We start from the raw sequence: 21,177 nt of genomic DNA on the forward strand, positions 1-21,177 counted from the left end.
TCAGGCCCGTTCCACGAGCGAGCGCAGCAGCGCGCCCATGCGGGTCGCCGAGGCCCGGCCCGCGTCCAGCACCTCCTGGTGGTTCAGCGGCTGACCGCTGAGACCGGCCGCCAGGTTCGTCACCAGCGACAGGCCGAACACCTCGGCACCGGCCGCCCGCGCGGCGATCGCCTCCAGCACGGTCGACATGCCCACCAGGTCCACGCCCAGCCCGCGCAGCATCCGGATCTCGGCCGGGGTCTCGAAGTGCGGACCGGGCAGCCCCGCGTACACGCCCTCCTCCAGCGACGGGTCGATCGCCCGCGCGAGCTCGCGCAGGCGCGGCGAGTACAGGTCGGTGAGGTCGACGAAGTCCGCGCCCACCAGCGGGGATCGGGCCGTCATGTTCACGTGGTCGCTGATCAACACCGGCTGCCCGACCGACATGCCCTCGCGCAGCCCACCGGCGGCGTTGGTCAGCACCACGGTCCGGCAACCGGCCGCGGCGGCGGTCCGCACCCCGTGCGCGACCGGCTCGATGCCCTTGCCCTCGTAGAGGTGGGTGCGCCCGAGCAGCACCAGCACCCGCTTCTCGCCGACCGGGACCGACCAGATCTTCCCGCTGTGGCCGATGGCTCCGGGCGGGGTGAAGCCAGGCAGCTCGGACATGCTCAGCTCGTGGGCCGGGGTGCCGATCTCCTCGGCGGCGGGCTGCCAGCCCGATCCCAGCACGACCGCCAGGTCGTGGCGTTCGGTCCCGGTGGCCTGGGCGATCGCCCCGGCCGCCGCTGTCGCGTCGGAAGCAGTAGTCGTCACACGCGCGATCTTAGGGGCTGCCGCGGGTCCGCGAAGCGCCGAAGATCAGCCCAGCTGCTTGAAGGTCGGCAGCACCAGATCGGACAGCTCGTTCGCCCGCCCCGGGTTCTCGGACGGGACGGTCACCCGGACGATCCAGAGATCGGTGGTGCCGGGCAGCACGCTCGACGCGGTGTGGCGGCTGATCCGGCCGGGGCCACCGGCCAGCGCGGTCTCGGTCGTCGTGTAGTTCAGCCTGTGGTTCTCGGAGTCGGGGTTCGGGAACGGCGTGTCGGAGTCCATCGTGAACTCGCCCTCCGAGCCCGCGGCCATCTCCGGCAGCGCCTCCAGGTACTGCTCGACGCCGTAGCCGTGCTTGACGAAACCGCCGAAGCGCTCGACCACGACCTCCTCCCGGCCGTCCGGCGAGACGAACGACACCGCCTTGCTGTTGGACAGCTCGTCCCGCTCGCCCTGGAACACGTTCCAGCCGCCGGGGACCGCGATCTGGAACAGGCCGGTGCCGCTGTCGCGGCTGTGCCTGGTCTCGTACCGCAGCGGGGTCCACGGTTCGCTCCGCCCGGCAGGCGGCTGCGCGGTCGGCGGCGACCACCGGTCGGCCACGGTCCGCGCGGTGAAGAACCCGCCGGTGAGCGCGGCGGCGAAGAGCACGACCGCGACGACGCCGAGCGCGATCGCGGGCCACGGCGACCGCTTCGCGGGCGGCGGCGCGGCGTTGACCATGAACGGCAGCAGCCCCGGCTCGCTGGCCAGCGGCGCGGGCTGCGGTTCGGCGCGCTGGGTGCCGCCGCGCGGCGGGGTGCTCTTGACCGGCCGCCGGACCTTGACCGTCGGCGCTTCCGGGTCGAGCAGCATCGAGAACGGCCGGACGCCGGGTTCGGGCATGAGGTGGCGGATGCGCCTGCGCGCTTCGGTCAGCGTCATCCGCTCCGCCGGGTCCTTGACCATCAGCCCGGCGATGACCTCGCCGACGGGCCCGGTGCGGGTGGTGACCGGTACCGGCCCGCGGACCACCTCGGTCACCGTGGCCACCGGGTCGTCTCCCGCGTCGTAGGGGGTGCGGCCCTCGGCAGCGGCGAACAGCGTGGCGCCCAGCCCCCACAGGTCGGCGGAGTCGGTGACGGCTTCGCCGGAGGCGATCTCGGGCGCGATGAACGCCGGGGTGCCGAGCATGATCCCGGTGCGGGTGATCGTGTGCTCGGAGATGTTGCGGGAGATGCCGAAGTCGCTGAGCTTGATCCGGCCGTCGTCGCCGATGAGCACGTTGCCGGGCTTGACGTCGCGGTGCACGATCCCGGCCCGGTGGGCGGCTTCCAGCGCCGCGGCGACGCCGTCGGTGATCACCGCGAGCTGCTCGTCGTCGAGCGCGCCGTGCTCGGCCAGGATCGCGGCGAGGCTCTGCGAGGGCACGAGTTCCATGACGACGAACGGTTCGCCCGCCTCGCGGGCCACGTCGTAGAGCGTGACCACGTTGGGATGGGTCACCACCGCGATCGCGCGGGCCTCGCGCAGGGCGCGCTCGCGGAGCTCGGCGGCCTCCTCCTCGGGCATGCCGGGAGGCAGCCGGACCTCCTTGACCGCGACCGGGCGGCGGAGCAGTTCGTCCACCGCGGACCAGACTGTGCCCATCGCGCCGCCGCCGAGTTCGCTCTCCAACCGGTAGCGGTCCGCGATCAGCCGGCCTGCGCCGGTGAGCGTCTTGTTGTCGTCAGGCGTGGACACGTGGCCATTCTCCACGCGAAGCACGGGTCTCATGTGGAGAATCCCTAAAGGGGCGGCCGGTGATCACCCACCGTGTCGATCAGTCCGGTCAGTCGCGTTACAGGTAGTGAAGTTCCCCACCGAGGCCAGGTTCGGCCCGCGCCGCCGACTCCGGGCGAAGGTCATTTCGCCGCAACGAAAAAACCCGCCTGACCGGCTCCGACATCCGCCCCGGCCGACCGGACGCGAGTTGGCTTCAACTCGCGCTTTTCGGATAACTTGGGCGCCGATCGGACCGCGCTGGACGTCTGGCCCGAGCCTTCTCAGGCGATTCGCACGCGCCGCCGTCGCGCTCGTCGGTGCATCCCGGACCGCGGTCGTCACGGTGCGCCACCGGGAACGGTGACGAACAATCCCGGTGGCCGGGGTAGCGGACTGGTCGCCGTGCTCCCGACGGACCTTGAGGAGGTGCCCTTGCTCGCGTTCGTCGTCGTGCACCTGCTGGTGGCCCTGGCTCTGCCGCTCGTGGCCCGCCGCAGCACCAGGACCGCTTTCCTGGTCGCCGCGCTTCCCCCGGCCGGCGCGCTGGTCTGGGTGCTGGCCCAGGCGGGGCCGGTGGTGTCCGGGCAGGTGATCTCCGAGACGCTCGCGTGGGCACCGGCGATCGGGCTGGAGTTCCACTTCCGGCTCGACGCGCTCGCGCTGCTGATGACGATCCTGGTCTCGGGCATCGGCGCGCTGGTCCTCGTCTACTCCACCTGGTACTTCCAGTCCGGCAGCGGTGACGCCCGCCGCTCGGCCCCGCTGCTGCTGGCCTTCGCCGCCGCGATGCTCGGGCTGGTGCTCGCCGACGACCTGATCACCGTCTACGTCTTCTGGGAACTGACCACGATCTGCTCCTTCCTGCTGGTCGGGCAGGCGGGCGTGAGCCGCGAGTCGCGGCGCTCGGCGCTGCAGGCGCTGATGATCACCACCCTCGGCGGGCTGGTGATGCTGCTGGGCTTCGTCGTCCTCGGCGAGACCGCGGGCACCTACCGGATCTCCGACCTGGTCGCGAACCCGCCTGGCGGACCGGCGGCCGGGGTCGCCGCGATGCTGGTCCTGGTCGGCGCGTTCACCAAGTCCGCGCAGATCCCGTTCCACAACTGGCTGCCTGCCGCGATGGTCGCGCCGACGCCGATCAGCGCCTACCTGCACGCCGCGTCGATGGTCAAGGCGGGCGTGTTCCTGGTCGCCCGGCTCGGACCGGTGTTCGTCGGGGTGCCGCAGTGGTCGGTGCCGACCCTGGTGTTCGGCCTGGTGACGATGATCGTCGGCGGCTGGCGGGCGCTGTTCGAGGACGACCTCAAGAAGCTGCTCGCCTACGGCACGATCAGCCAGCTCGGCTTCGTGATGGTGCTGGTCGGCGGCGGCACCTACACAGCGGCGATCGCGGGCGCGGAGATGCTGCTCGCGCACGGCATGTTCAAGGCCGCGCTGTTCCTGGTCGTCGGCATCGTCGACCACCAGGCGGGCACTCGCAACATCCGGGAGCTGTCCGGTCTGCGGCGGAAGCTGCCGTGGGTCGCGGCCACCGCGGTGGTCGCCGCGGTGTCGATGGCGGGTCTGCCGCCGATGCTGGGATTCCTCGGCAAGGAGGCCGCGTTCAGCGCGTTCCTGGACGACGGCTGGGCGCTGACCGGACTGGTCGTCGGCTCGGTGTTCACCGTCGGCTACACCGCCCGCCTGCTTTGGGGCGCGTTCGCGGACAAGCCCGGGATGCGCCCGACCAAGGCCGCGCCCGCCGGTCCCGGTCTGGTGATCCCCGCCGCGGTCCCCGCTGCGGTGGGCGTCGTGTTCGGTGTCGCGTACCAGGTCACCGACGCCCTGACCGCCGCGTACGCCAAGTCCTACGGCCCGGGCGACTACCACCTGGCGCTGTGGCACGGCTTCGAGTTCCCGCTGCTGTGCTCGGCGATCGCGGTCGTGGGCGGTCTGCTGGTGCACGCCCAGCGTGCCCGCCTGACCGTGCTGCGCGACGGTCTGCCGAAACCGCTGAACGCGCAGCGCGGCTACGAGCGGATCATGGCGCTGCTGGAGCGAGTCGCGGTCGGCGTCACCGGTCGTCTCCAGGTCGGTTCGCTGCCGACCTACGTCGGGATCATCCTGCTCACGGTGCTGGCGGTACCCGGATCGGCGCTGCTCGTGGGCGCGAGCATCCCGGAGGACCTGCGCCTCTACGACGACCTCCTGCAGATCCCGCTGGGGATCGTGGTGATCGTCGCCGCCGTCGCCGCGCTGCGGTCCCGGCGCAGGCTGACCGCGGTGCTGATGGTCGGCGTCGTCGGTTACGGCATCGGCGGCGTGTTCATCGTCGACGGCGGCCCGGACCTGGCGCTGGCGCAGTTCCTGGTCGAGACGCTGACCCTGGTCGCGTTCGTGTTCGTGCTGCGCAGGCTGCCCGCCCGGTTCTCGGAGACCGAGCGGACCCTGCGGCTGCCGAAGGTGCTCATCGCCGTCGCCGCCGGGACGTTCATGGCCTTCGCCGCGATGATCTTCAGCTCGGCCCGCCAGGCACCGCCGGTCAGTGCCGAGTACGTCGCGGGCGCCGAGCACGGGGCCGGGGCGACCAACGTCGTCAACGCGATCATCGTCGACTTCCGCGCCTTCGACACCGTCGGCGAGATCTCGGTCCTGGCCGTCGCCGCCACCGGCGTGGCCAGCCTGATCCTCGCGTCCCGCTTCGAACGCCGGAAGCGCAGCACCCGGGCGCCCGTCGCGGTCGCACCGCGGCGGGCGGAGCCCCAGCAGAAGGAGGAGGTGCGCGATTGACCCCCGACACCAAGACCGTCCCCTGGACCAGCTGGGACGTGCCGAGCGAGCGGTTCCTGCTCTCCGGCCACCTGCGGGCCGGGCAGGAGCGGACCGTGCTGCTGGAGCTGACCGCCCGGATCGTGTTCCCGACCGTGCTGGTGCTGTCGCTCTACCTGCTGTTCGCCGGGCACGACCGCGCGGGCGGCGGGTTCAGCGGCGGCCTGGTGGCCGGGCAGGCGTTCGTGCTGCGCTACCTGGCCGGTGGCCGGCTCGACGACAGCGCCCGGATCCCGCTGCGCCCGCCGGTGCTCATCGGGATCGGCCTGACCATCGCGGTCCTGGCCAGCTTCATGCCGCTGCTGTTCGGCGGCGGCCTGCTGGAGAGCGCGATCTACAAGTTCACCGTCCCGGTGCTCGGCCAGATCAAGGTCGTCACCAGCATCGTGCTCGACGTCGGGGTGTTCCTGCTGATCATCGGTGTGGTGCTGGACCTGCTGCGCACGCTGGGCTCGGGCGTCGAGGCCGACGCCCTGGCCGCCGCCAGGGGGGTCCGATGACGATCAACCTGACGATGACCGTCGTGCTGGCGGTGCTGTACTCGGTCGGCTTCTACCTGATCATGCAGCGGTCGCTGATGCGGATCCTGATCGGCATCGTGATCCTCGGCCACGGCGCGAACCTGATGCTGCAGACCGTCGGCGGCCCGCCCGGCTACCCGGTGATGATCGGCACCGCCCCGCCGGAGCAGATGGCCGACCCGCTGCCGCAGGCGCTCGCGCTGACCGCGATCGTGATCACCTTCGCGCTCACCACGTTCCTGCTCGCCCTGGCCTACCGGTCCTGGATGCTGCTCGGCCACGACGAGGTCCAGGACGACATCGAGGACCGCCGGATCATGCGGCTGGAGCGCAGGCTCGCCGAGTCCGAGGAGTCCGAGGAAGAGCTGGAGACGGAGGCGACCCGATGACCGTCCTGGTCGCCCTGCCGGTGCTGCTGCCGCTGGCCGCCGCCGCGCTGTCGATGGCGCTGGGCCGCTTCGCCGACGTGCAGCGGGTGCTCGGCATCGTCGTGCTCGGCGCGATCATCGTCGACGCGGGCGTCCTGCTGCACGCCGCCGACACGCAGGGCCCGCTGGTCCTGCAGATGGGCGGCTGGCCGGCGCCGATCGGGATCAGCCTGGTCGCCGACCGGCTCTCGGCGCTGCTGCTGCTGGTCTCGTCGGTGGTGACGTTCGCGGTGCTGATCTACTCGATCGGCCAGCGCGTCGCCGACTACGGCCGGGAGCGCTCCAGCACCACGTTCCACCCGATGTACCTGATGCTGTGCGCCGGGGTGTCGCTGGCCTACCTCACGGGCGACCTGTTCAACCTGTTCGTCGCCTTCGAGATCATGCTGTCCTCGTCGTACGTGCTGATCACGCGGCGCACCACGAGCGTGCGGATCCGCGCGGGCATGACCTACACGATCGTCAGCCTGGTCTCGTCGCTGCTGTTCATCACGATGATCGCGCTGGTCTACGCCTCGACCGGCACGATCAACCTGGCCGACCTGGGCACCAAGGTCGGCAGGCTGCCGGAGGGCCTGACCGTGGCGCTGGGCCTGCTGGTGGTGATCGTCTTCGGGGTCAAGGCCGCGATGGTGCCGCTGCACTTCTGGCTGCCCGACAGCTACCCGACCGCACCGGCGCCGGTCACCGCCGTGTTCGCCGGCCTGCTGACCAAGGTCGGCATCTACGCGCTGATCCGCACCCAGACGCTGGTGTTCCACCACCACGAGAGCTGGAAGCTGATGCTGGGCATCGCGCTGGTGACCATGATCGTCGGCGCGCTCGGCGCGCTGGCCCAGAACGACCTCAACCGGATGCTGTCCTTCCTGCTGGTCAGCCACATCGGCTACATGCTGTTCGGCCTCGGCGTCTACAACGTGGTCGGGCTGACCGGCGTGATCCTCTACGTCGTCCACCACATCACCGTGCAGGCGACGCTGTTCCTGGTCAGCGGTCTGATCACGCGGCACACCGGCACGGTGGCGCTGAGCCGGATGGGCGGCCTGGCCAAGGCGTCGCCGCTGGTGGCGGTGCTGTTCGCGCTGCCTGCGCTGGCGCTGTCCGGGGTGCCGCCGTTCTCCGGCTTCGTCGCCAAGCTGGCACTGCTCCAGGCGGGCGTCGGGGCCGGGACGATCGCGGCGTACGCCGTCACCGCCGGGGCGGTGTTCACCAGCCTGCTGACGGTGTACGCGATGGCGCGGGTGTGGACGCGGGCGTTCTGGGGCCAGGTCCGCGCGCCCGAGCCCGACCCGGACCCGACCGACGAGCTCGTGGTGGGCACCGGCACCTCGTCGCCCCCGATGGTGGTGGCCAGCGGCGTGCTGGTGGTGGCCAGCGTGGTGATCGCGGTGCTCGCCGGACCGCTGGCCGAGGTCAGCGAACGCGCGGCGACCGATCTCATGCACGGCGAGGCGTACCGGACGGCCGTGCTGGGAGGTGTCGCCCATGAGTAGGCGCAGCCGCTTGATCCGCAAGCTGCCGCTCGTCGGCTGGCTGACCGTGGTCTGGGTGATGCTCTGGGGCACCCTCGATCCGGGCACGGTGTTCTTCGGCGTTGTCGTGGCGCTGCTCGTGATCGTGCTGTTCCCGATGCCGTCGATCACCACCAACATCGTGGTCCGGCCGCTGCGGGTGCTGAACCTGGCGCTCTACCTGGCCTGGGACCTGCTGATCTCCACGCTCCGGGTGGCCTGGCAGGCGGTCCGCCACGGTCCGGGAACCAGGGCGGGCATCGTCGCGGTGACCATGCTGACCGACTCCGACCACCTGGTCGCGATGACCGCCAACGCGATCTCGCTGGCGCCGGGCAAGTTCGTCATGCAGATCGACCGCGCCAACCGCATCTGCTACGTCTACGCGCTCGGCATGCGCGCCGAGGACGCCGAAACGGTGCGCCGCGAAACCCTCCGCCTGGAGGCGAAGGTCGTGCGCGCGGTCGGTTCGGCGGCCGACGTCGCGCTGGTCGAGGCGCACCGGAGAGGGGAGGGCTGAGCCGTGGCGGTGGTGTTCGCCGTGACCTTCGGACTGCTGGCGGTGGCCGGGATGCTGGTGCTCGTCCGGCTGCTACGAGGAAAGTCCACATTGGACCGGATCGTGTCGGTGGACGTGTTCGTGACGCTGATCGTGGCGGCGGCCTGCGTCGGGATGGGCTACCTGCGGGACGGCTCGAACCTGGCGCTGCTGCTGACCTTCGCGCTGCTGGCCTTCATCGGCTCGGTCAGCGCGACCCGCCTGGTCGAGCGGAAGGAGCCGTACCGGTGAGCTGGACCGACGTGATCTCCGCGGTGCTGATGATCGGCGGCGCGCTGTCCTGCCTGCTCGGCGCGATCGGGCTGCTGAGCTTCCCGGACGTCGCCGCCCGTCTCCAGGCCGCCACCAAGCCGCAGACCCTGGGGCTGATCCTCATCCTGATCGGCACCGCCGTGCAGCTGGGTTTCCCGGACGCGCTGGCGCTCGCGCTGGTCGGGCTGTTCCAGACGCTGACCGCGCCGGTGGTCGCCCAGCTGGCGGGCCGCAGCGCTTACAGCACCGGCGCGATCCGCCGCGACACGCTCGTCATCGACGAGCTGGGCGAGCGGCTGGCCAGGGAGGGCAAGCAGCTCAACCGCTGAGCGGCGGTGCCGCCCGCGCGCGCTCCAGCAGCGCCCGGACGGCGTCGACCGCTTCGGCGTCCCGGTCGGCCAGCCAGGTCAGCGTGTCCTGGTCCCGGTTGTCGAGGTCGAGCCCGGCGAGCGGAGCGCGGAGTGCCTGGAGGTGCTCCATTACCCGGTTGCTGCGCCCTTCCCGCGTGAGCGGGTGGCCGTTGCGCGCGGGGATCAGGTTCAACGGGTGCCGCCGCCGCAGCGCGGTGAGCGCATCGATCGACATGTTCATGTGCCCGCTCCTCGCCTGTCCCTGTCCAGGGGAGCCGGGCGCCCCTTCGGCTGGAAGGGGAGAAAGTCCCGCGCGGTTTCGGGCAGAGTGGTGTCGTGCATGATCTCCTGCCCGCCGGGCTCCTGTCCGAGATGCGGCGCAACGATTCCCAACGGGACTGGCTGGAAGCGCTGCCCGGAATGATCCGGGACCTGCGGCGGACCTGGTCGCTGCGGCTCGGGCCGCCGTTCCAGGGCGGTAGCTGCTCGTGGGTCGCCCCGGTCGAGCGGCGCGACGGCGCGCGGGCCGTCCTGAAGATCACCTGGCCGCACCGCGAAGCCGCGGGCGAGGCCGACGCGCTGGAGGTGTGGGACGGCGCGGGAGCGGTCCGGCTGCTTGACCACGACCGGGAGCGCTACGCGCTGCTCATCGAGCGCTGCGAACCGGGAACGGAGCTGGGCGAGGACCCGGGTCCGGCCGAGGACCGCCTGATCGCCGGCGCCCAGGTGCTGCGCGGCCTCTGGTGCCCGCCGTCGCCGGAGGCGCGGCTGGAGCGGGTGGCCGACGTCGCGGCCGAATGGGCGGATCTGATCGAGGAGCGGATGGACCGCCACCGCCCGGACCTCGATCCCGGTCTGGTCGCGCTGGGCGCCGGTCTGCTCCGCGATCTCCCGCGCACCGCCGCGCGCGAGGTCGTCGTGCACGGCGACTTCAACCCGGGCAACGTGCTCGCGTCCGGGCGGGGCGGCTGGCTGGCCATCGACCCCAAGCCGATGGTCGGCGACCCCGCCTACGACCCGTGGCCGCTGGTCGAGCAGATCGACGACCCGTTCGAGCACGACGATCCCGAGCAGGTCCTCCGGAACCGGTTCGCGCTGGTCGCCGACGTCCTCGGCGAGGACCCGCGGCGGCTCCAGGCGTGGGCGGCGGCGCGCGACATCGAGAACGCCCTCTGGTGCGTCGAGCACGGCGAAGCCGACGGCGCGGTGGAGGCGATGGAGTCGGGCCGGCTGCTCGCCGACCTGGCAGGGGTGTGAGAGTCGTTGCAACGTTCCGGGACAATTCGGACGCATTCGGTTACCGGCCGACCCTCGTATGATCAAATGAACCCGGTAAGGGTGACCACGTCGGTGTTACTGGGCAACGCTGTGCTCGCGGAAGGGTGTGGAACCACCATGCGGCGAACAGGCCATGCGCTCGCAGTCCTGCTGATCGGGTGGCTGCTGGTCTTCGCGCCTCCGGCGCTGGCCGAGCCCGCACCGGCTCCGGCCGCGACCGTCGCGGTCACCCAGGCGCCGCCGGCCGCGCCGGAGCAGCAGCCGCAGCCGCCCGACCGCCAGCGGCTGGCGATCGGGGTGACCGGGCTGGTGCTGATCGCGGTGGTGCTGTTCTCCCGCAAGCTCCGCAACAAGCCGGTCCTGTTCTTCACCTTCAAGAAGAAGTCGTAGGCCGCGAGAAGAGTCCGACCGGTCTGTTTTCACGACATTCTTTCGGAAGATTTCCGGCCTTGGACTAGACCTGACGACGAACCTGTGGGATTTTCACAACTGACTGCGGGTTGTCGGCGAGGTGGCGACCTCGCCCGCCCGCTCTGCCCAGACCCGCGAGAGGCCGGGGCGTGCCGCCCCCACAGACGTGGGTCGGCACCGGGAAGCCCCCCGACCGGTGCCGGCCCACACCCTCGCGGTCTTCGGTCCGGCTGAAGCGGTCCAGGCCACTCACCGCAGGACCCCTACCGGTGGCCTTCCCAGGGTGTGGGCCCGCCCACGACGACCCTCCGGATCGTGCAGGATGGCGGCAAATGAGTACCGCCCCATCCACCCCCGGCCGCGACGCAGCGACCCTGCGCGCCACGTGCCGGTCCACCGTGCAGCGCGCGGCGGCGGAACTGACCGGGCTCTCCCGCGACCTCCACGCCGAACCGGAACTCGCCTTCGCCGAGCACCGCAGCGTCGCCAGGATCGCCGAGCTGATCCGGCGGCACGGCTTCGACCTGCGCCTGCCGGTCGCCGGCCTGGACACGGCCTTCGTCGCCGAGCGCGGCACCGGCGACCTCGTCGTGGGCATCTGCGCCGAGTACGACGCCCTGCCCGAGGTCGGCCACGCCTGCGGCCACAACGTCATCGCCGCCGCGGCGGCCGGAGCCGCCATCGCGCTCGCCGCCGTGGCCGACGACCTCGGCCTCACGGTCCGGCTGATCGGCACCCCGGCGGAGGAGACCGGCGGCGGCAAGGTGCTGATGCTGGAGCGCGGCGTGTTCGACGACGTCGCGTTCGCGATGATGGTGCACCCCGGCCCGGAAGAGGTCTGCCGCCCGGGCTCGCTGGCGATCACCGACCTCGAAGTCCGCTACACCGGGCGCGCCGCGCACGCGGCCTCCGCGCCCGACCTCGGGGTGAACGCCGCCGACGCGATCACGGTCGCGCAGGTCGCGATCGGACTGCTGCGCCAGCACCTCGAGCCGAAGCAGATGGTGCACGGTATCGTTACCGCAGGTGGCGCGGCACCAAACATCGTTCCCGAGGCCACCGCGGCGGTGTTCAACCTGCGAGCCGCCGAATCGCACTCCCTGCGGCGCCTGGAGAACCGCATCCGGGCCTGCTTCGAGGCAGGTGCGACCGCGACCGGCTGCGCGCACGAGGTAAACCAGATTTCCCCCGCGTACGCCGAACTCGACACCGACGAGTGGTTGTCGGAGGCGTACCGCACCGCGATCACCGAACTCGGCCGGAGTCCGCTCGACCGGACCTCCGAACGGGACCGGATCATCGGCAGCACCGACATGGGCAACCTGACCCAGGTGCTTCCCGCGATCCACCCGATGATCGCGGTCGACTGCGGGGCGGCGGTCAACCACCAGGCGGAGTTCGCGGCGGCCTGCGCATCGCCCTCCGCCGACCGCGCGGTGCTCGACGGCGCCGTCGCGATGGCGTGGACGGCGCTGAGCGCCGCCGCCGATCCGGACCAGCGGGTCCGGCTGCTGACCGCGGTGAACGCGCGGTCCAGTGCTCCATCGAACGAGTTCTTCGCGTCGGGAGGCGTGGCGTGACGGTATTGGATTCGGACCCTGGCCGGTCGTCGGACGGGCGGCCGTCGGACTGGGAACCCGCGGAGCGGGTGGCGGTGCTCGACGCGCCGAGCGCGGACATCGGCAGCACCATGTCCAGCGTGAGGTCCGGTGTGGAATCCGTGGTGGAGGACCTCGGTGCGGGGCGCGGACCGTCCTGGCTGGACGCCTGGCTCGAGGACAACGCGCACCAGGTCGTGGCCTGGCGTCGGCACATCCACGCGCACCCCGAGCTCTCCAGGGCCGAGCACCGCACCACCGCGTTCCTGTCCGACCGGCTCTCCCGCGCCGGGCTCAACCCGCGCCTGCTCCCGGTCGGGACCGGGCTCATCTGCGACATCGGACCGGAGACCGCGAAGCGCACGGTGGCCCTGCGGGCCGACATCGACGCGCTGCCGCTGACCGAGGCGACCGGCCTGCCGTATTCCTCCACAGTGGATGGTGTCGCGCACGCCTGCGGCCACGACGCGCACACCACGATCCTGCTCGGCGCGGCGACGGCGCTGGCCAACGCGCCGGAACTGCCCGGGCGGGTGCGGCTGATCTTCCAGCCCGCGGAGGAGGTCATGCCGGGCGGCGCGCTCGACGTGCTCAACGCGGGCGGTCTCGAAGGCGTCGACAGCATCTTCGGCCTGCACTGCGACCCCCGGCTCCCGGTGGGCCGGATCGGCACCCGGGTCGGGCCGATCACCTCGGCCAGCGACCTGATCGAGCTGCGGCTCACCTCGCCGGGCGGCCACACCTCCCGCCCGCACCTGACGGCCGACCTGGTGCACGCGCTCGGCACGGTGATCACCGGCCTGCCGACGCTGCTGTCCCGCCGGATCGACCCGCGCACCGGGACCGTGCTGGCCTGGGGCGCGGTGCACGCGGGCGAGGCGCCGAACGCGATCCCGCAGGACGGCGTGCTGTCCGGCACCCTGCGCACCGGCGACCGCAACACGTGGGCCGAGCTGGAACCGCTGATCCACGAGCTGGTGCACAGCCTGCTGGCCCCGCTGGGAGTCGGCTTCGACCTCCAGCACCGGCGCGGCGTTCCGCCGGTGGTCAACGACGAGGAGAGCACCGAGGTCATGCGCGCGGGCATCGCGTCGGCCCTCGGCGAGCAGGCACTCACCGCCACGCCGCAGTCGTCCGGCGGCGAGGACTTCGGCTGGTACCTGGAGCACGTCCCGGGCTCGTTCGCCCGGCTCGGAGTGCATTCGAGCGAGGTCCGCCCGAAGGACCTGCACCAGCCGACCTTCGAGCTGGACGAGCGCGCACTGCTGGTCGGCGTCCGGGCGATGGTCGGAATCGCGTTGCAGGCGCTGAAGAGCTGACGGCGGGCCCGGTTTCGGGCGGAATCGGCGGGGAATCGCGCCACTTCACCCGAACGGGCTGAATCTGTGCGGGGGGTTCGGGCCTCTTTTAAGTATGAGCCCGAACACCCGCACTTCATCGGTCATCGACCACGGCGCGATGACCCGCCCCGACGCCGAGCGCCTGTTCGGCGCCGCCGATCTCGACGCCGCGCTGCGCGACCGCAGCTGGGTCGAGCCGTGGCCGGGGGTCGTCGTCCCAGGCGACCGCGAACACGATCCGCGCACCCGCGCGAGCGCGGCCCTGCTGCGCGCCGGCCCGACGGCGGTCCTGTCCGGCGCGACCGCTGCCGCCATGCACGGCTGCACCGCGGCGGCCGACGACATCGTCCACGTGACCATCCCGTACTACCGGGAAAAGCGGTCGTCACCAGGGCTGGTGATCCACCAGTCCTGGGTCAGGGAGGACGACGTCGTCGAGCTCGACGGCCTGCGCGTGCATGCCCTCGACGTGGCGATCGCTGATCTGCTGTGCACCGGACCGCAGCGGATGGCCCTCGCCTGCCTGGAGCAGGCGCTCGCCGGTCTGGGCGAGCAGGCCCCGAGATTCCGCGCCCTGGTCGAGGAACGGCTCGCCCGCCGGCGAGACCGCCGGGGCACCAAGCAGGCCGCCGGTCTGCTCGGTCTCGCCTGGTCCAAGCCGCCGGTTCCCGGCGAGCTGGTCCGGATCGGGGGCCGGTGATGCGATCAGTTCGCGGGACGGAACCACTGCGCCGCCCGGGCCGCCTCGCGGGCGGCGCGGAACCGGGCGTACGCGTCCTCGTAGCGGTCGCGGTGGGCGGTGATCGGGAGGACCGGTTCGGCGGTGCCGACCAGATCGGCGGCCACGTCGGCGATCGGCCGGTCCGAAAGCAGCGCCTGCGCTGTGACCGCTGCGCCGCGCGCACCGGACTGCGCGTCGGCGGCGCGCAGCACCGGCAGCCCGGTGACGTCGGCGATCACCTGCCGCCACAGCGGATTCGCCGAACCGCCGCCGGTCAGCCGCAGTTCGGTGGGCGCGGCGGTGCTGGCGTCCAGGCAGTCCCGGATCACCAGCGCGAGTCCTTCCAGGCAGGCGCGCGCGATCTCGGCCGGGCCGTGCTCCAGGCTGAGCCCGTGCAGGCTGCCGCGGGCGCGCGGGTCGTAGAACGGCGCGCGCTCACCGCCGGGCGACAGGTACGGCAGCATGAGCAGGCCGCGGCTCGCCGGTTCGGCGTGCACGGCGAGTTCGGTCAGGTTCTCCGGGTTCGGCAGCCCGAGCATCCGGCAGGTCCACTCCACGACCTCGGTCCCGGCGAGCGTGGCGTAGGCGAGCATCCAGCGGTCCGGCATCGGCGTCCGCAGCGACATGCCGACCGGGCTGCGCTCCAGCTTGGGGCTGTCGCTGAGCACCTCCGTGCAGACGGTCGTGCCCAGGATCGTGCACGCCTGCCCGGGAGCGGTGGTGCCGGCACCGATCGCGGTGGACACGACGTCGTAGGCGGCCAGCACGACCGGTGTTCCCGCCGGAACACCGAGCCTCCGGCCCGCTTGCTCGCTCAGCGGCGCGACGCGGTCCGGCCCGTCGACGACATCGGGCAGCAGCCTGCGCGCCCACTCCAGGTCCAGCTTCGCCAGCACTTCGCCGGAGTACGCGCCGCTGCGGGCGTCGAGGAACGGGTTCGACGCCTCCGAGACGTCCCACGCGAGCCGTCCGGTGAGGCAGCGGTAGAGCCAACCGCCGCAGGTCAGGACCTTGTCCGCGGCGGCGAGCCGAGCGGGTTCGCGCTCGGCCAGCCAGCTGAGCTGGGCGTGCGGCAGGCCGGCGAAGCCGACCGATCCGTTGATCGCGAACAGCTCGTCGAGCAGCCCGGTCTCGGCCCAGCGGCCCGCTGTCGCCGCCGCCCGGGAGTCGTTCCACAGCATCGCCGGGCCGACCGGATCACCGGCGGCGTCGACCAGCCAGCAGCCGTCTCCCTGCGCGGTCACGGCCAGCGCGGACACGTCCTGGCGCACGGTGGAGACGAGTTCGGCGACGGTGGTCGCGACCGCGTCCCACACCTCGGTCATGTCCTGCTCCGCCCAGCCCGGGCGCGGGTGCTCGACCTGGGTCGGCCGCCGCACCACGGCCAGTTCCGCGCCGTCCTCGGCGTAGGCGACGGCCTTCACCACGGACGTGCCGGCGTCGATGCCGATCGTGATCACGACCGCTCCTCCCTGCTGCCGGCGGGGACGGGTCGTGCCGCCACACCGCGAACTGCGAATATCACAGCAAAGACTGTTATAAATGGCAAGACTGATGTTATATCTAGCAGTAGAATTGACATCACCGCAGCTTCGCCCGGATCGACCGGGTGCTCAGGGAGGGACGCACTGTGCCGGACCAAGACTCACCGCGGGCCGACGCGGACGCCGGGCGAATCGAGCTCGTCCTGCTGGACGTCGGCGGCCCCATCTACGACGACACCGCCTACCGCGACGCACTCCTGCGCGCGACGCGCGAGCTCGCCGCCGAGCAGGGCAAGCAGGTCGCCGAGGACGACTTCCAGCGGGTCTACGACGAGCGCAGGCAGGCCCAGGGCGGATCTCTGCGCACCGCGATCGCGGAGCGCTTCCTCTCTGCGGAACAGCGCCAGCAGCTGTCGGACCGAGCCGAGAAGTACTGGGTGTACCCGCCTTCGGCGTTGCACTCCGACGTGCTGCCGGTGCTGCGCCGGCTCTCCGGCCGCTACAAGCTCGCCGTCGTGGCGAACCAGCGCGCGGTGGTGGTCGACGCGCTGCGCCGGGACGGCGTGGCCGACTTCATCGACATCTGGGCGGTCTCCGAGGTCGTCGGTGCCGAGAAGCCGGACCCGGCGATCTTCGAGCACGCCCTCCGGGAAGCCGGTGTGGATCCAGGGCGCGCGGTGCACGTCGGCAACCGGCTCGACACCGACGTGCGCGGAGCGCGCCGGGTCGGCCTCCGCACGGTCTGGGTGGTGCGCGGCGAAGCTCCGCCCGAGCCGACTCCGGAACAGCTCGCCGAGCCGGACGTCGCCGTGTTCTCGCTGGCAGAACTCCCCGACGCGCTCGACCGGTTGCAAGGGGACAGCTGATGGGCGACCTGGTCGCGGGTGTCGACATCGCGACCGCCAACGTGCGGGTGCAGGTGCACGACCCTGCCGGCGTGGTGGTCGCGTCCGCGTCGCGGAGGCTGCCGGAGCCGGTGCGCCCGGGCGGCGGGCGGTCCGAACAGGACGCGAGCAGCTGGTGGCCCGCGGTTCTCGGCTGCCTGCGGGACTGCACGTCCCAGCTGGGGTCGCGACGATCCGGGATCACCGCGCTGGCGATCTCGGCGACCTCGGGCACCGTGGTGCTGGCCGACCGCGACGGCGAGCCGGTCGGCCCTGCCCTGATGTACGACGACCGCAGGGCCGGGGCAGAGGCCATGACGGCTGCCGACGTCGGTGCCCGGCGGTGGGCGCGGATCGGGATCACGCCGTCGGCGGGGTCGGGCCTGGCCCGGATCGCGTGGCTGGCGGCCGATCTTCCTGCCGACGCGGTGCGTGCCTGCCACACCCCGGACCTGATCGCCTGGAAGCTGGTCGGACACCCGGTGGCGACCGACTCCAGCCACGCTCTCAAGAGCGGCTACGACGTGCTCGACGGCGAATGGGCCTCGGAGGTCTTCGAGGCTCTGCACGTCCCGGCGAGTCTGCTGCCCGAGGTGGTCAGGCCGACGACGGTGCTCGGCACCGTGTCCGCCGAGGCGGCCGAGCTGACCGGGCTACCGGTCGGCTGCGAGGTGCGTGCGGGGATGACCGACGGCTGCGCGGGACAGCTCGCGTGCGGTGCGGTCGATGTCGGCCAGTTCGTCACGGTTCTGGGGACGACCCTGGTGCTCAAGGGCGTGTCGAAGGAACTGGTGCACGACCCGACCGGAGCCGTCTACAGCCACCTGCACCCGGACGGCCTCTGGCTGCCCGGCGGCGCGGCGAACGTCGGCGGCTCCGCGTTGTCCGATGTGGACACCTCGGAGCTGTCCGCACTGGACCGCGCGGCGACCGAGCGCGGACCGTCGAGCGTGGTCGGCTACCCGCTGCGGGGGCAGGGCGAGCGCTTCCCGTTCCTCGCGGAGAACGCGTCCCGGTTCGTGCTGGGAGAACCGCGGGACCGGGTCGACGAGTACCGGTCCAGGCTGGAGGGTGTGGCGTTCTGCGAACGCCTCGCCCTGCACCGGCTGGCCGAACTGGGTGCGCCCGCGGACGGCCCGGTTCGTACGGCGGGGGGCGGTGCACGAAGCCTTGCCTGGTGCCGGATCCGCGCATCCGTGCTGAACCGCCCGGTGCTCCGGGTGCAGGAAGCGGGAACCGCGCTGGGAGCGGCGCTGCTCGCGGCGGCCGGCACCGTCCACTCGGATCTGAGCACTGCTGCTGCGGCGATGGTTCCCGCTGGGGAACAGGTCGATCCGGTGGGAGAGGAGGTCTCCGCGCTCGACGCCGGCTATCGGCGGTTCGTGGCCGAACTGGCGGATCGCGGCTGGATCTGACCCGGCGCTCACGCCTCGGCGACCTCGACGGCCACCCCCGCCGCCCGCAGGTCGGCGAGCGTGTCCGCCGGGGTGCCGGAGTCGACCACGACCAGGTCGAAGTCGGTCAGCCGGGCGAGTTCGTGCACCGCGCGCCGCTCGAACTTCGAGTGGTCGAGCAGCAGCACCCGCTTCGCGGTGGTGTTCATCAGCGCCCGCTTGACCTGGATCGTCTCCTGCGAACGGTGCAGGCAGTGCCCGTCCACGACCGCGGTCGTGGACATGAACAGCACGTCCGAGCGCATCGAGGTCGCCATGTCCGCCGCGTGCAGGCCGAGGAACGCGTCGTAGGCGGAGTGGTAGTCACCGCCGAGCCCGATCACGTGCAGGCCCGGCTCACCGCCGAGGAGGTTGATCACCGACAGGAAGTTGGTCACCACGGTCAGCGGGCCCAGCGGCGCGAGCCGTTCGGCGACCGCCAGTGCGCTCGTGCTGTCGTCCAGCGCCACGACCTGGCCGGGCGAGATGTGCTGGAGCGCGTGCGCGGCGATCTGCGCCTTCTGCTGCGCGGCATCGCTGATCCGCGCCCGCACCGAGGTTTCCAGCAGCGCGGCCGGAGTCGAGGTCGCGCCGCCGCGGACCTTGCGCAGCCAGCCCTGCTGTTCGAGCACGTCCAGGTCGCGGTGGATGGTCATCCCGCTGACGCCGTGCTCGGTGGCGAGCTGCTCGATGCGGACGTAACCGCTGGCCAGCACCTCGCGGCGGATCTGCTCCCGTCGCTGGGACTGGTTCGCCGGGTCGGCCACGCACACCTCTCACGCCGCGGAGATCAGCTCTTCTCCGGCGATTATCACACGGCAGGTGTTATTTCCGACGTGGATGTCACGTCAGGGGCCGATGTTGCCGCAGGGCCGCTTCCGCAGCTTCTCCACGTAGTCGGCCGGAGCGCCCGCGGCTTCGGCGGCATCGGCCATCACTCCGAGGTAGCGCGCCGAAGGCAGGCCGCCCTCGTAGGCGTCGAGCACGTACATCCAGGCCAGGACGGGACCGTCGAGGGTGTGCACCCGCAGCCGCAGCTTCTTGTGCATCCCGAGTTCGGAGCCCTCCCAGCGGTCGAGCTGGCGCTCGTCCTCCGGGCTCACGTCGTAGAGGACGGTGAAGACCTGGGCGCCGGGATCCTCGACGATCGTGGCCAGGGCACCTTCCCAGCCGTAGTCCTCCCCGCCGAAGGTCAACCGCCAGTCCATCAGCCAGCCCGTTCCCGCGATCGGGGAATGCGGAGCTCGCTCCATCATCTGGGCCGGATCCATGTTGGACCCGTAGGCGGCGTACAGCGGCACGCCCCACAGGGTAGCGATCGTCGGGCCGCCTGTCGGAGTGGACCACATCACGAATGGGGAGCGGCCTGCCGCGTCCGCTCGCGACGTTCGCGGTGGAATCCGGGCATTCAGCGCTGTTCGGGCAGGACTGGGGCGCGAAGCCGCTGCCGACGACCTCACTCGATCTGGTGGTACCACCCGGATTGCACGATCTCTGCGCAGCGTACGGTGAGTGCGGCGCCCAGAAGGCAGGCGGATCGGGGAGGGACCGACAGTGACCCGCATCGTGATCATGGGAGGCGGCCCGGCGGGCTACGAGGCGGCACTGGTCGCCGCGCAGCACGGCGCCGAGGTGACCCTGGTGGAGCCGGAGGGCCTGGGCGGCGCCTGCGTGCTCTACGACTGCGTCCCGTCGAAGACCTTCATCGCGTCCGCGGGTGCGAGGTCGGCCTCGCGCGACGCCCGCGATCTGGGCATCCGCACCAAGAGCGAGGAGACCGACGTCGACGTGGCCGTCGTGCACGGCCGGGTCAAGGGCCTGGCGCTGGCGCAGTCGGCCGACGTGCGGTCCCGCATCCGACGCGAGGGCGTCCGCGTCCTGGCGGGCAGCGCCCGGTTCACCAGCCCCGCCAAGGGGATGGCGCAGCACCACGTCGGTATCGACCTCGCCGACGGTGGCTTCGAGGAGATCATCGCCGACGTCGTCCTCATCGCGACCGGGGCGACCCCGCGCATCCTCAAGGGCGCCGAGCCGGACGGCGAGCGCATCCTCACCTGGCGCCAGCTCTACGACCTGCCGGAACTGCCGCAGCACCTGGCGGTGATCGGTTCCGGTGTCACCGGTGTCGAGTTCGCCTCCGCCTATACCGAGATGGGCGTCAAGGTCACCATGGTCTCCAGCCGCGACCGGGTGCTGCCGCACGAGGACGCCGACGCCGCCGCCGTGCTGGAGGAGGTGTTCGCCGAGCGCGGCACCGAGGTCGTCAAGCACGCCCGGGCCGAGAAGGTCGAGCGCACCGACGACGGCGTGGTGGTCCACCTCGCCGACGGTCGCCAGGTCGAGGCCAGCCACGCCCTGCTCACGGTCGGTTCGGTGCCCAACACCACCGACATCGGCCTGGAGCGGGTGGGGATCGAGCCGAACCGCTCCGGTTACATCCCGGTCGACCGGGTGTCGCGGACCAGCGTCCCCGGCGTCTACGCGGCCGGTGACTGCACCGGCGTGCTGCTGCTGGCGTCGGTCGCGGCGATGCAGGGCCGGATCGCGATGTGGCACGCGCTCGGTGAGGGCGTCACCCCGATCAAGCTGAAGACCGTCGCGGCGAACGTGTTCACTCACCCCGAGATCGCCACCGTCGGCATCAGCCAGCAGGCGATCGACTCCGGCGAGGTCCCGGCCCGGACCGTGATGATGCCGCTGGCCACGAACCCGCGCGCCAAGATGGAAGGGCTGCGCCGCGGTTTCCTCAAGGTCTTCTGCCGCCCGCAGACCGGTGTGGTCGTCGGTGGTGTCGTGGTCGCGCCGAACGCCAGCGAGCTGATCCTGCCGATCGCGATGGCGGTGCAGAACCAGATCACCGTCGACGACCTCGCGGCGACCTTCTCGGTCTACCCGTCGCTGTCGGGTTCGCTGACCGAAGCGTGCCGCCAGCTCATGCGGCACGACGACCTGGACTGACCGCCGCACGGCCTCGGCCGAACGGCCGAGGTGTCCGACGCGCCGGTTCCTGCCGCGAACTCGTCGGGCAGGCCCCTGCCGCCGGTCGCGAGAGCATTCGGGA

21 protein-coding genes are annotated in these 21,177 nt (G+C 71.9%); 15 read left to right on the top strand and 6 right to left on the bottom strand.

The window, feature by feature from the left end; translation table 11 throughout:
- On the bottom strand, positions 1 to 795 hold the full coding sequence (locus ABD691_RS06860; RefSeq protein WP_425565000.1) for a purine-nucleoside phosphorylase: 795 nt from the start codon (positions 793 to 795) through the stop codon (positions 1 to 3).
- 45 nt (positions 796 to 840) lie between these two features.
- Positions 841 to 2,550 (bottom strand): serine/threonine-protein kinase, encoded by a 1,710-nt coding sequence (locus ABD691_RS06865; protein WP_425565001.1) that lies wholly within the window; start codon positions 2,548 to 2,550, stop codon positions 841 to 843.
- Positions 2,551 to 2,964: 414 nt separating this feature from the next.
- Here ABD691_RS06865 and mbhE point away from each other — a divergent pair, with 414 nt between their 5' ends.
- Genes mbhE through mnhG form a run of 7 tightly spaced genes read left to right on the top strand, consistent with a single transcriptional unit; the run spans position 2,965 to position 8,946 of the window.
- Entirely contained in the window at positions 2,965 to 5,307 is a 2,343-nt protein-coding gene (gene mbhE / locus ABD691_RS06870; protein WP_344678593.1) for a hydrogen gas-evolving membrane-bound hydrogenase subunit E, read from the top strand.
- Positions 5,304 to 5,846 (top strand): MnhB domain-containing protein, encoded by a 543-nt coding sequence (locus tag ABD691_RS06875; protein ID WP_344678594.1) that lies wholly within the window; start codon positions 5,304 to 5,306, stop codon positions 5,844 to 5,846. Before mbhE ends, ABD691_RS06875 begins: the two co-directional genes overlap by 4 nt.
- Complete coding sequence (locus tag ABD691_RS06880; RefSeq protein WP_344678595.1) at positions 5,843 to 6,256, top strand: Na(+)/H(+) antiporter subunit C; 414 nt, start codon at positions 5,843 to 5,845, stop codon at positions 6,254 to 6,256. Before ABD691_RS06875 ends, ABD691_RS06880 begins: the two co-directional genes overlap by 4 nt.
- Positions 6,253 to 7,788, top strand: coding sequence for a Na+/H+ antiporter subunit D (locus tag ABD691_RS06885; protein WP_344678596.1), 1,536 nt, complete (start codon positions 6,253 to 6,255; stop codon positions 7,786 to 7,788). Before ABD691_RS06880 ends, ABD691_RS06885 begins: the two co-directional genes overlap by 4 nt.
- On the top strand, positions 7,781 to 8,326 hold the full coding sequence (locus ABD691_RS06890) for a Na+/H+ antiporter subunit E (RefSeq protein WP_344678597.1): 546 nt from the start codon (positions 7,781 to 7,783) through the stop codon (positions 8,324 to 8,326). Before ABD691_RS06885 ends, ABD691_RS06890 begins: the two co-directional genes overlap by 8 nt.
- A gap of 3 nt (positions 8,327 to 8,329) precedes the next feature.
- Complete coding sequence (locus ABD691_RS06895) at positions 8,330 to 8,596, top strand: MrpF/PhaF family protein (RefSeq protein ID WP_344678599.1); 267 nt, start codon at positions 8,330 to 8,332, stop codon at positions 8,594 to 8,596.
- A complete protein-coding gene (mnhG, locus tag ABD691_RS06900) occupies positions 8,593 to 8,946 on the top strand; it encodes a monovalent cation/H(+) antiporter subunit G (RefSeq protein WP_344678600.1) in 354 nt (117 codons plus the stop codon). Before ABD691_RS06895 ends, mnhG begins: the two co-directional genes overlap by 4 nt.
- On the opposite strand, the gene ABD691_RS06905 is transcribed toward mnhG, so the two are convergent.
- The gene (locus ABD691_RS06905) at positions 8,936 to 9,208 is read right to left on the bottom strand and encodes a hypothetical protein (RefSeq protein ID WP_344678601.1); all 273 of its coding nucleotides are present in this window, start codon (positions 9,206 to 9,208) and stop codon (positions 8,936 to 8,938) included. The genes mnhG and ABD691_RS06905 overlap by 11 nt on opposite strands.
- A 95-nt stretch (positions 9,209 to 9,303) precedes the next feature.
- On the opposite strand from ABD691_RS06905, the gene ABD691_RS06910 reads away from it, so the two are divergent.
- From ABD691_RS06910 to ABD691_RS06930, 5 genes are all read left to right on the top strand, one after another.
- On the top strand, positions 9,304 to 10,224 hold the full coding sequence (locus ABD691_RS06910; protein ID WP_344678603.1) for an aminoglycoside phosphotransferase family protein: 921 nt from the start codon (positions 9,304 to 9,306) through the stop codon (positions 10,222 to 10,224).
- Positions 10,225 to 10,362: 138 nt separating this feature from the next.
- Positions 10,363 to 10,635: a hypothetical protein gene (locus ABD691_RS06915; protein ID WP_344678604.1), complete on the top strand. Its 273-nt coding sequence runs from the start codon at positions 10,363 to 10,365 to the stop codon at positions 10,633 to 10,635.
- Between the two features lie 353 nt (positions 10,636 to 10,988).
- Positions 10,989 to 12,236 (top strand): M20 family metallopeptidase, encoded by a 1,248-nt coding sequence (locus tag ABD691_RS06920; RefSeq protein ID WP_344678605.1) that lies wholly within the window; start codon positions 10,989 to 10,991, stop codon positions 12,234 to 12,236.
- Between the two features lie 110 nt (positions 12,237 to 12,346).
- Positions 12,347 to 13,573: a M20 family metallopeptidase gene (locus ABD691_RS06925; RefSeq protein ID WP_344678647.1), complete on the top strand. Its 1,227-nt coding sequence runs from the start codon at positions 12,347 to 12,349 to the stop codon at positions 13,571 to 13,573.
- 94 nt (positions 13,574 to 13,667) lie between these two features.
- Positions 13,668 to 14,294: a hypothetical protein gene (locus tag ABD691_RS06930; protein WP_344678606.1), complete on the top strand. Its 627-nt coding sequence runs from the start codon at positions 13,668 to 13,670 to the stop codon at positions 14,292 to 14,294.
- 5 nt (positions 14,295 to 14,299) lie between these two features.
- On the opposite strand, the gene ABD691_RS06935 is transcribed toward ABD691_RS06930, so the two are convergent.
- The gene (locus ABD691_RS06935; RefSeq protein WP_344678607.1) at positions 14,300 to 15,775 is read right to left on the bottom strand and encodes an FGGY family carbohydrate kinase; all 1,476 of its coding nucleotides are present in this window, start codon (positions 15,773 to 15,775) and stop codon (positions 14,300 to 14,302) included.
- A gap of 170 nt (positions 15,776 to 15,945) precedes the next feature.
- On the opposite strand from ABD691_RS06935, the gene ABD691_RS06940 reads away from it, so the two are divergent.
- Positions 15,946 to 16,665 carry an HAD family hydrolase gene (locus ABD691_RS06940; RefSeq protein WP_344678608.1) on the top strand — a complete coding sequence of 240 codons (720 nt, stop codon included), beginning with the start codon at positions 15,946 to 15,948 and terminating at the stop codon, positions 16,663 to 16,665.
- Positions 16,665 to 18,098 carry an FGGY-family carbohydrate kinase gene (locus tag ABD691_RS06945; protein ID WP_344678609.1) on the top strand — a complete coding sequence of 478 codons (1,434 nt, stop codon included), beginning with the start codon at positions 16,665 to 16,667 and terminating at the stop codon, positions 18,096 to 18,098. Before ABD691_RS06940 ends, ABD691_RS06945 begins: the two co-directional genes overlap by 1 nt.
- Positions 18,099 to 18,106: 8 nt before the next feature.
- Here the strand turns inward: ABD691_RS06945 and ABD691_RS06950 are convergent, their stop codons facing one another.
- Positions 18,107 to 18,883, bottom strand: coding sequence for a DeoR/GlpR family DNA-binding transcription regulator (locus ABD691_RS06950; RefSeq protein WP_344678610.1), 777 nt, complete (start codon positions 18,881 to 18,883; stop codon positions 18,107 to 18,109).
- Between the two features lie 81 nt (positions 18,884 to 18,964).
- The gene (locus tag ABD691_RS06955; RefSeq protein ID WP_344678611.1) at positions 18,965 to 19,417 is read right to left on the bottom strand and encodes a gamma-glutamylcyclotransferase family protein; all 453 of its coding nucleotides are present in this window, start codon (positions 19,415 to 19,417) and stop codon (positions 18,965 to 18,967) included.
- A gap of 253 nt (positions 19,418 to 19,670) precedes the next feature.
- Here ABD691_RS06955 and ABD691_RS06960 point away from each other — a divergent pair, with 253 nt between their 5' ends.
- On the top strand, positions 19,671 to 21,074 hold the full coding sequence (locus ABD691_RS06960) for an NAD(P)H-quinone dehydrogenase (RefSeq protein ID WP_344678612.1): 1,404 nt from the start codon (positions 19,671 to 19,673) through the stop codon (positions 21,072 to 21,074).
- The last annotated feature ends 103 nt before the right edge of the window (positions 21,075 to 21,177 follow it).

This window comes from Saccharopolyspora taberi (genome assembly GCF_039534165.1).
GTDB classification, from domain to species: Bacteria; Actinomycetota; Actinomycetes; order Mycobacteriales; family Pseudonocardiaceae; genus Saccharopolyspora_D; species Saccharopolyspora_D taberi.

Coding starts and splice junctions, on each gene's coding strand:
- ABD691_RS06890 (WP_344678597.1), top strand. CDS start 7,781: ATGAGTAGGCGCAGCCGCTTGATCCGCAAGCTGCCGCTCGTCGGCTGG.
- ABD691_RS06880 (WP_344678595.1), top strand. CDS start 5,843: ATGACGATCAACCTGACGATGACCGTCGTGCTGGCGGTGCTGTACTCG.
- ABD691_RS06930 (WP_344678606.1), top strand. CDS start 13,668: ATGAGCCCGAACACCCGCACTTCATCGGTCATCGACCACGGCGCGATG.
- ABD691_RS06865 (WP_425565001.1), bottom strand. CDS start 2,550: ATGAGACCCGTGCTTCGCGTGGAGAATGGCCACGTGTCCACGCCTGAC.
- ABD691_RS06925 (WP_344678647.1), top strand. CDS start 12,347: ATGTCCAGCGTGAGGTCCGGTGTGGAATCCGTGGTGGAGGACCTCGGT.
- ABD691_RS06905 (WP_344678601.1), bottom strand. CDS start 9,208: ATGAACATGTCGATCGATGCGCTCACCGCGCTGCGGCGGCGGCACCCG.
- ABD691_RS06920 (WP_344678605.1), top strand. CDS start 10,989: ATGAGTACCGCCCCATCCACCCCCGGCCGCGACGCAGCGACCCTGCGC.
- ABD691_RS06915 (WP_344678604.1), top strand. CDS start 10,363: ATGCGGCGAACAGGCCATGCGCTCGCAGTCCTGCTGATCGGGTGGCTG.
- ABD691_RS06945 (WP_344678609.1), top strand. CDS start 16,665: ATGGGCGACCTGGTCGCGGGTGTCGACATCGCGACCGCCAACGTGCGG.
- ABD691_RS06885 (WP_344678596.1), top strand. CDS start 6,253: ATGACCGTCCTGGTCGCCCTGCCGGTGCTGCTGCCGCTGGCCGCCGCC.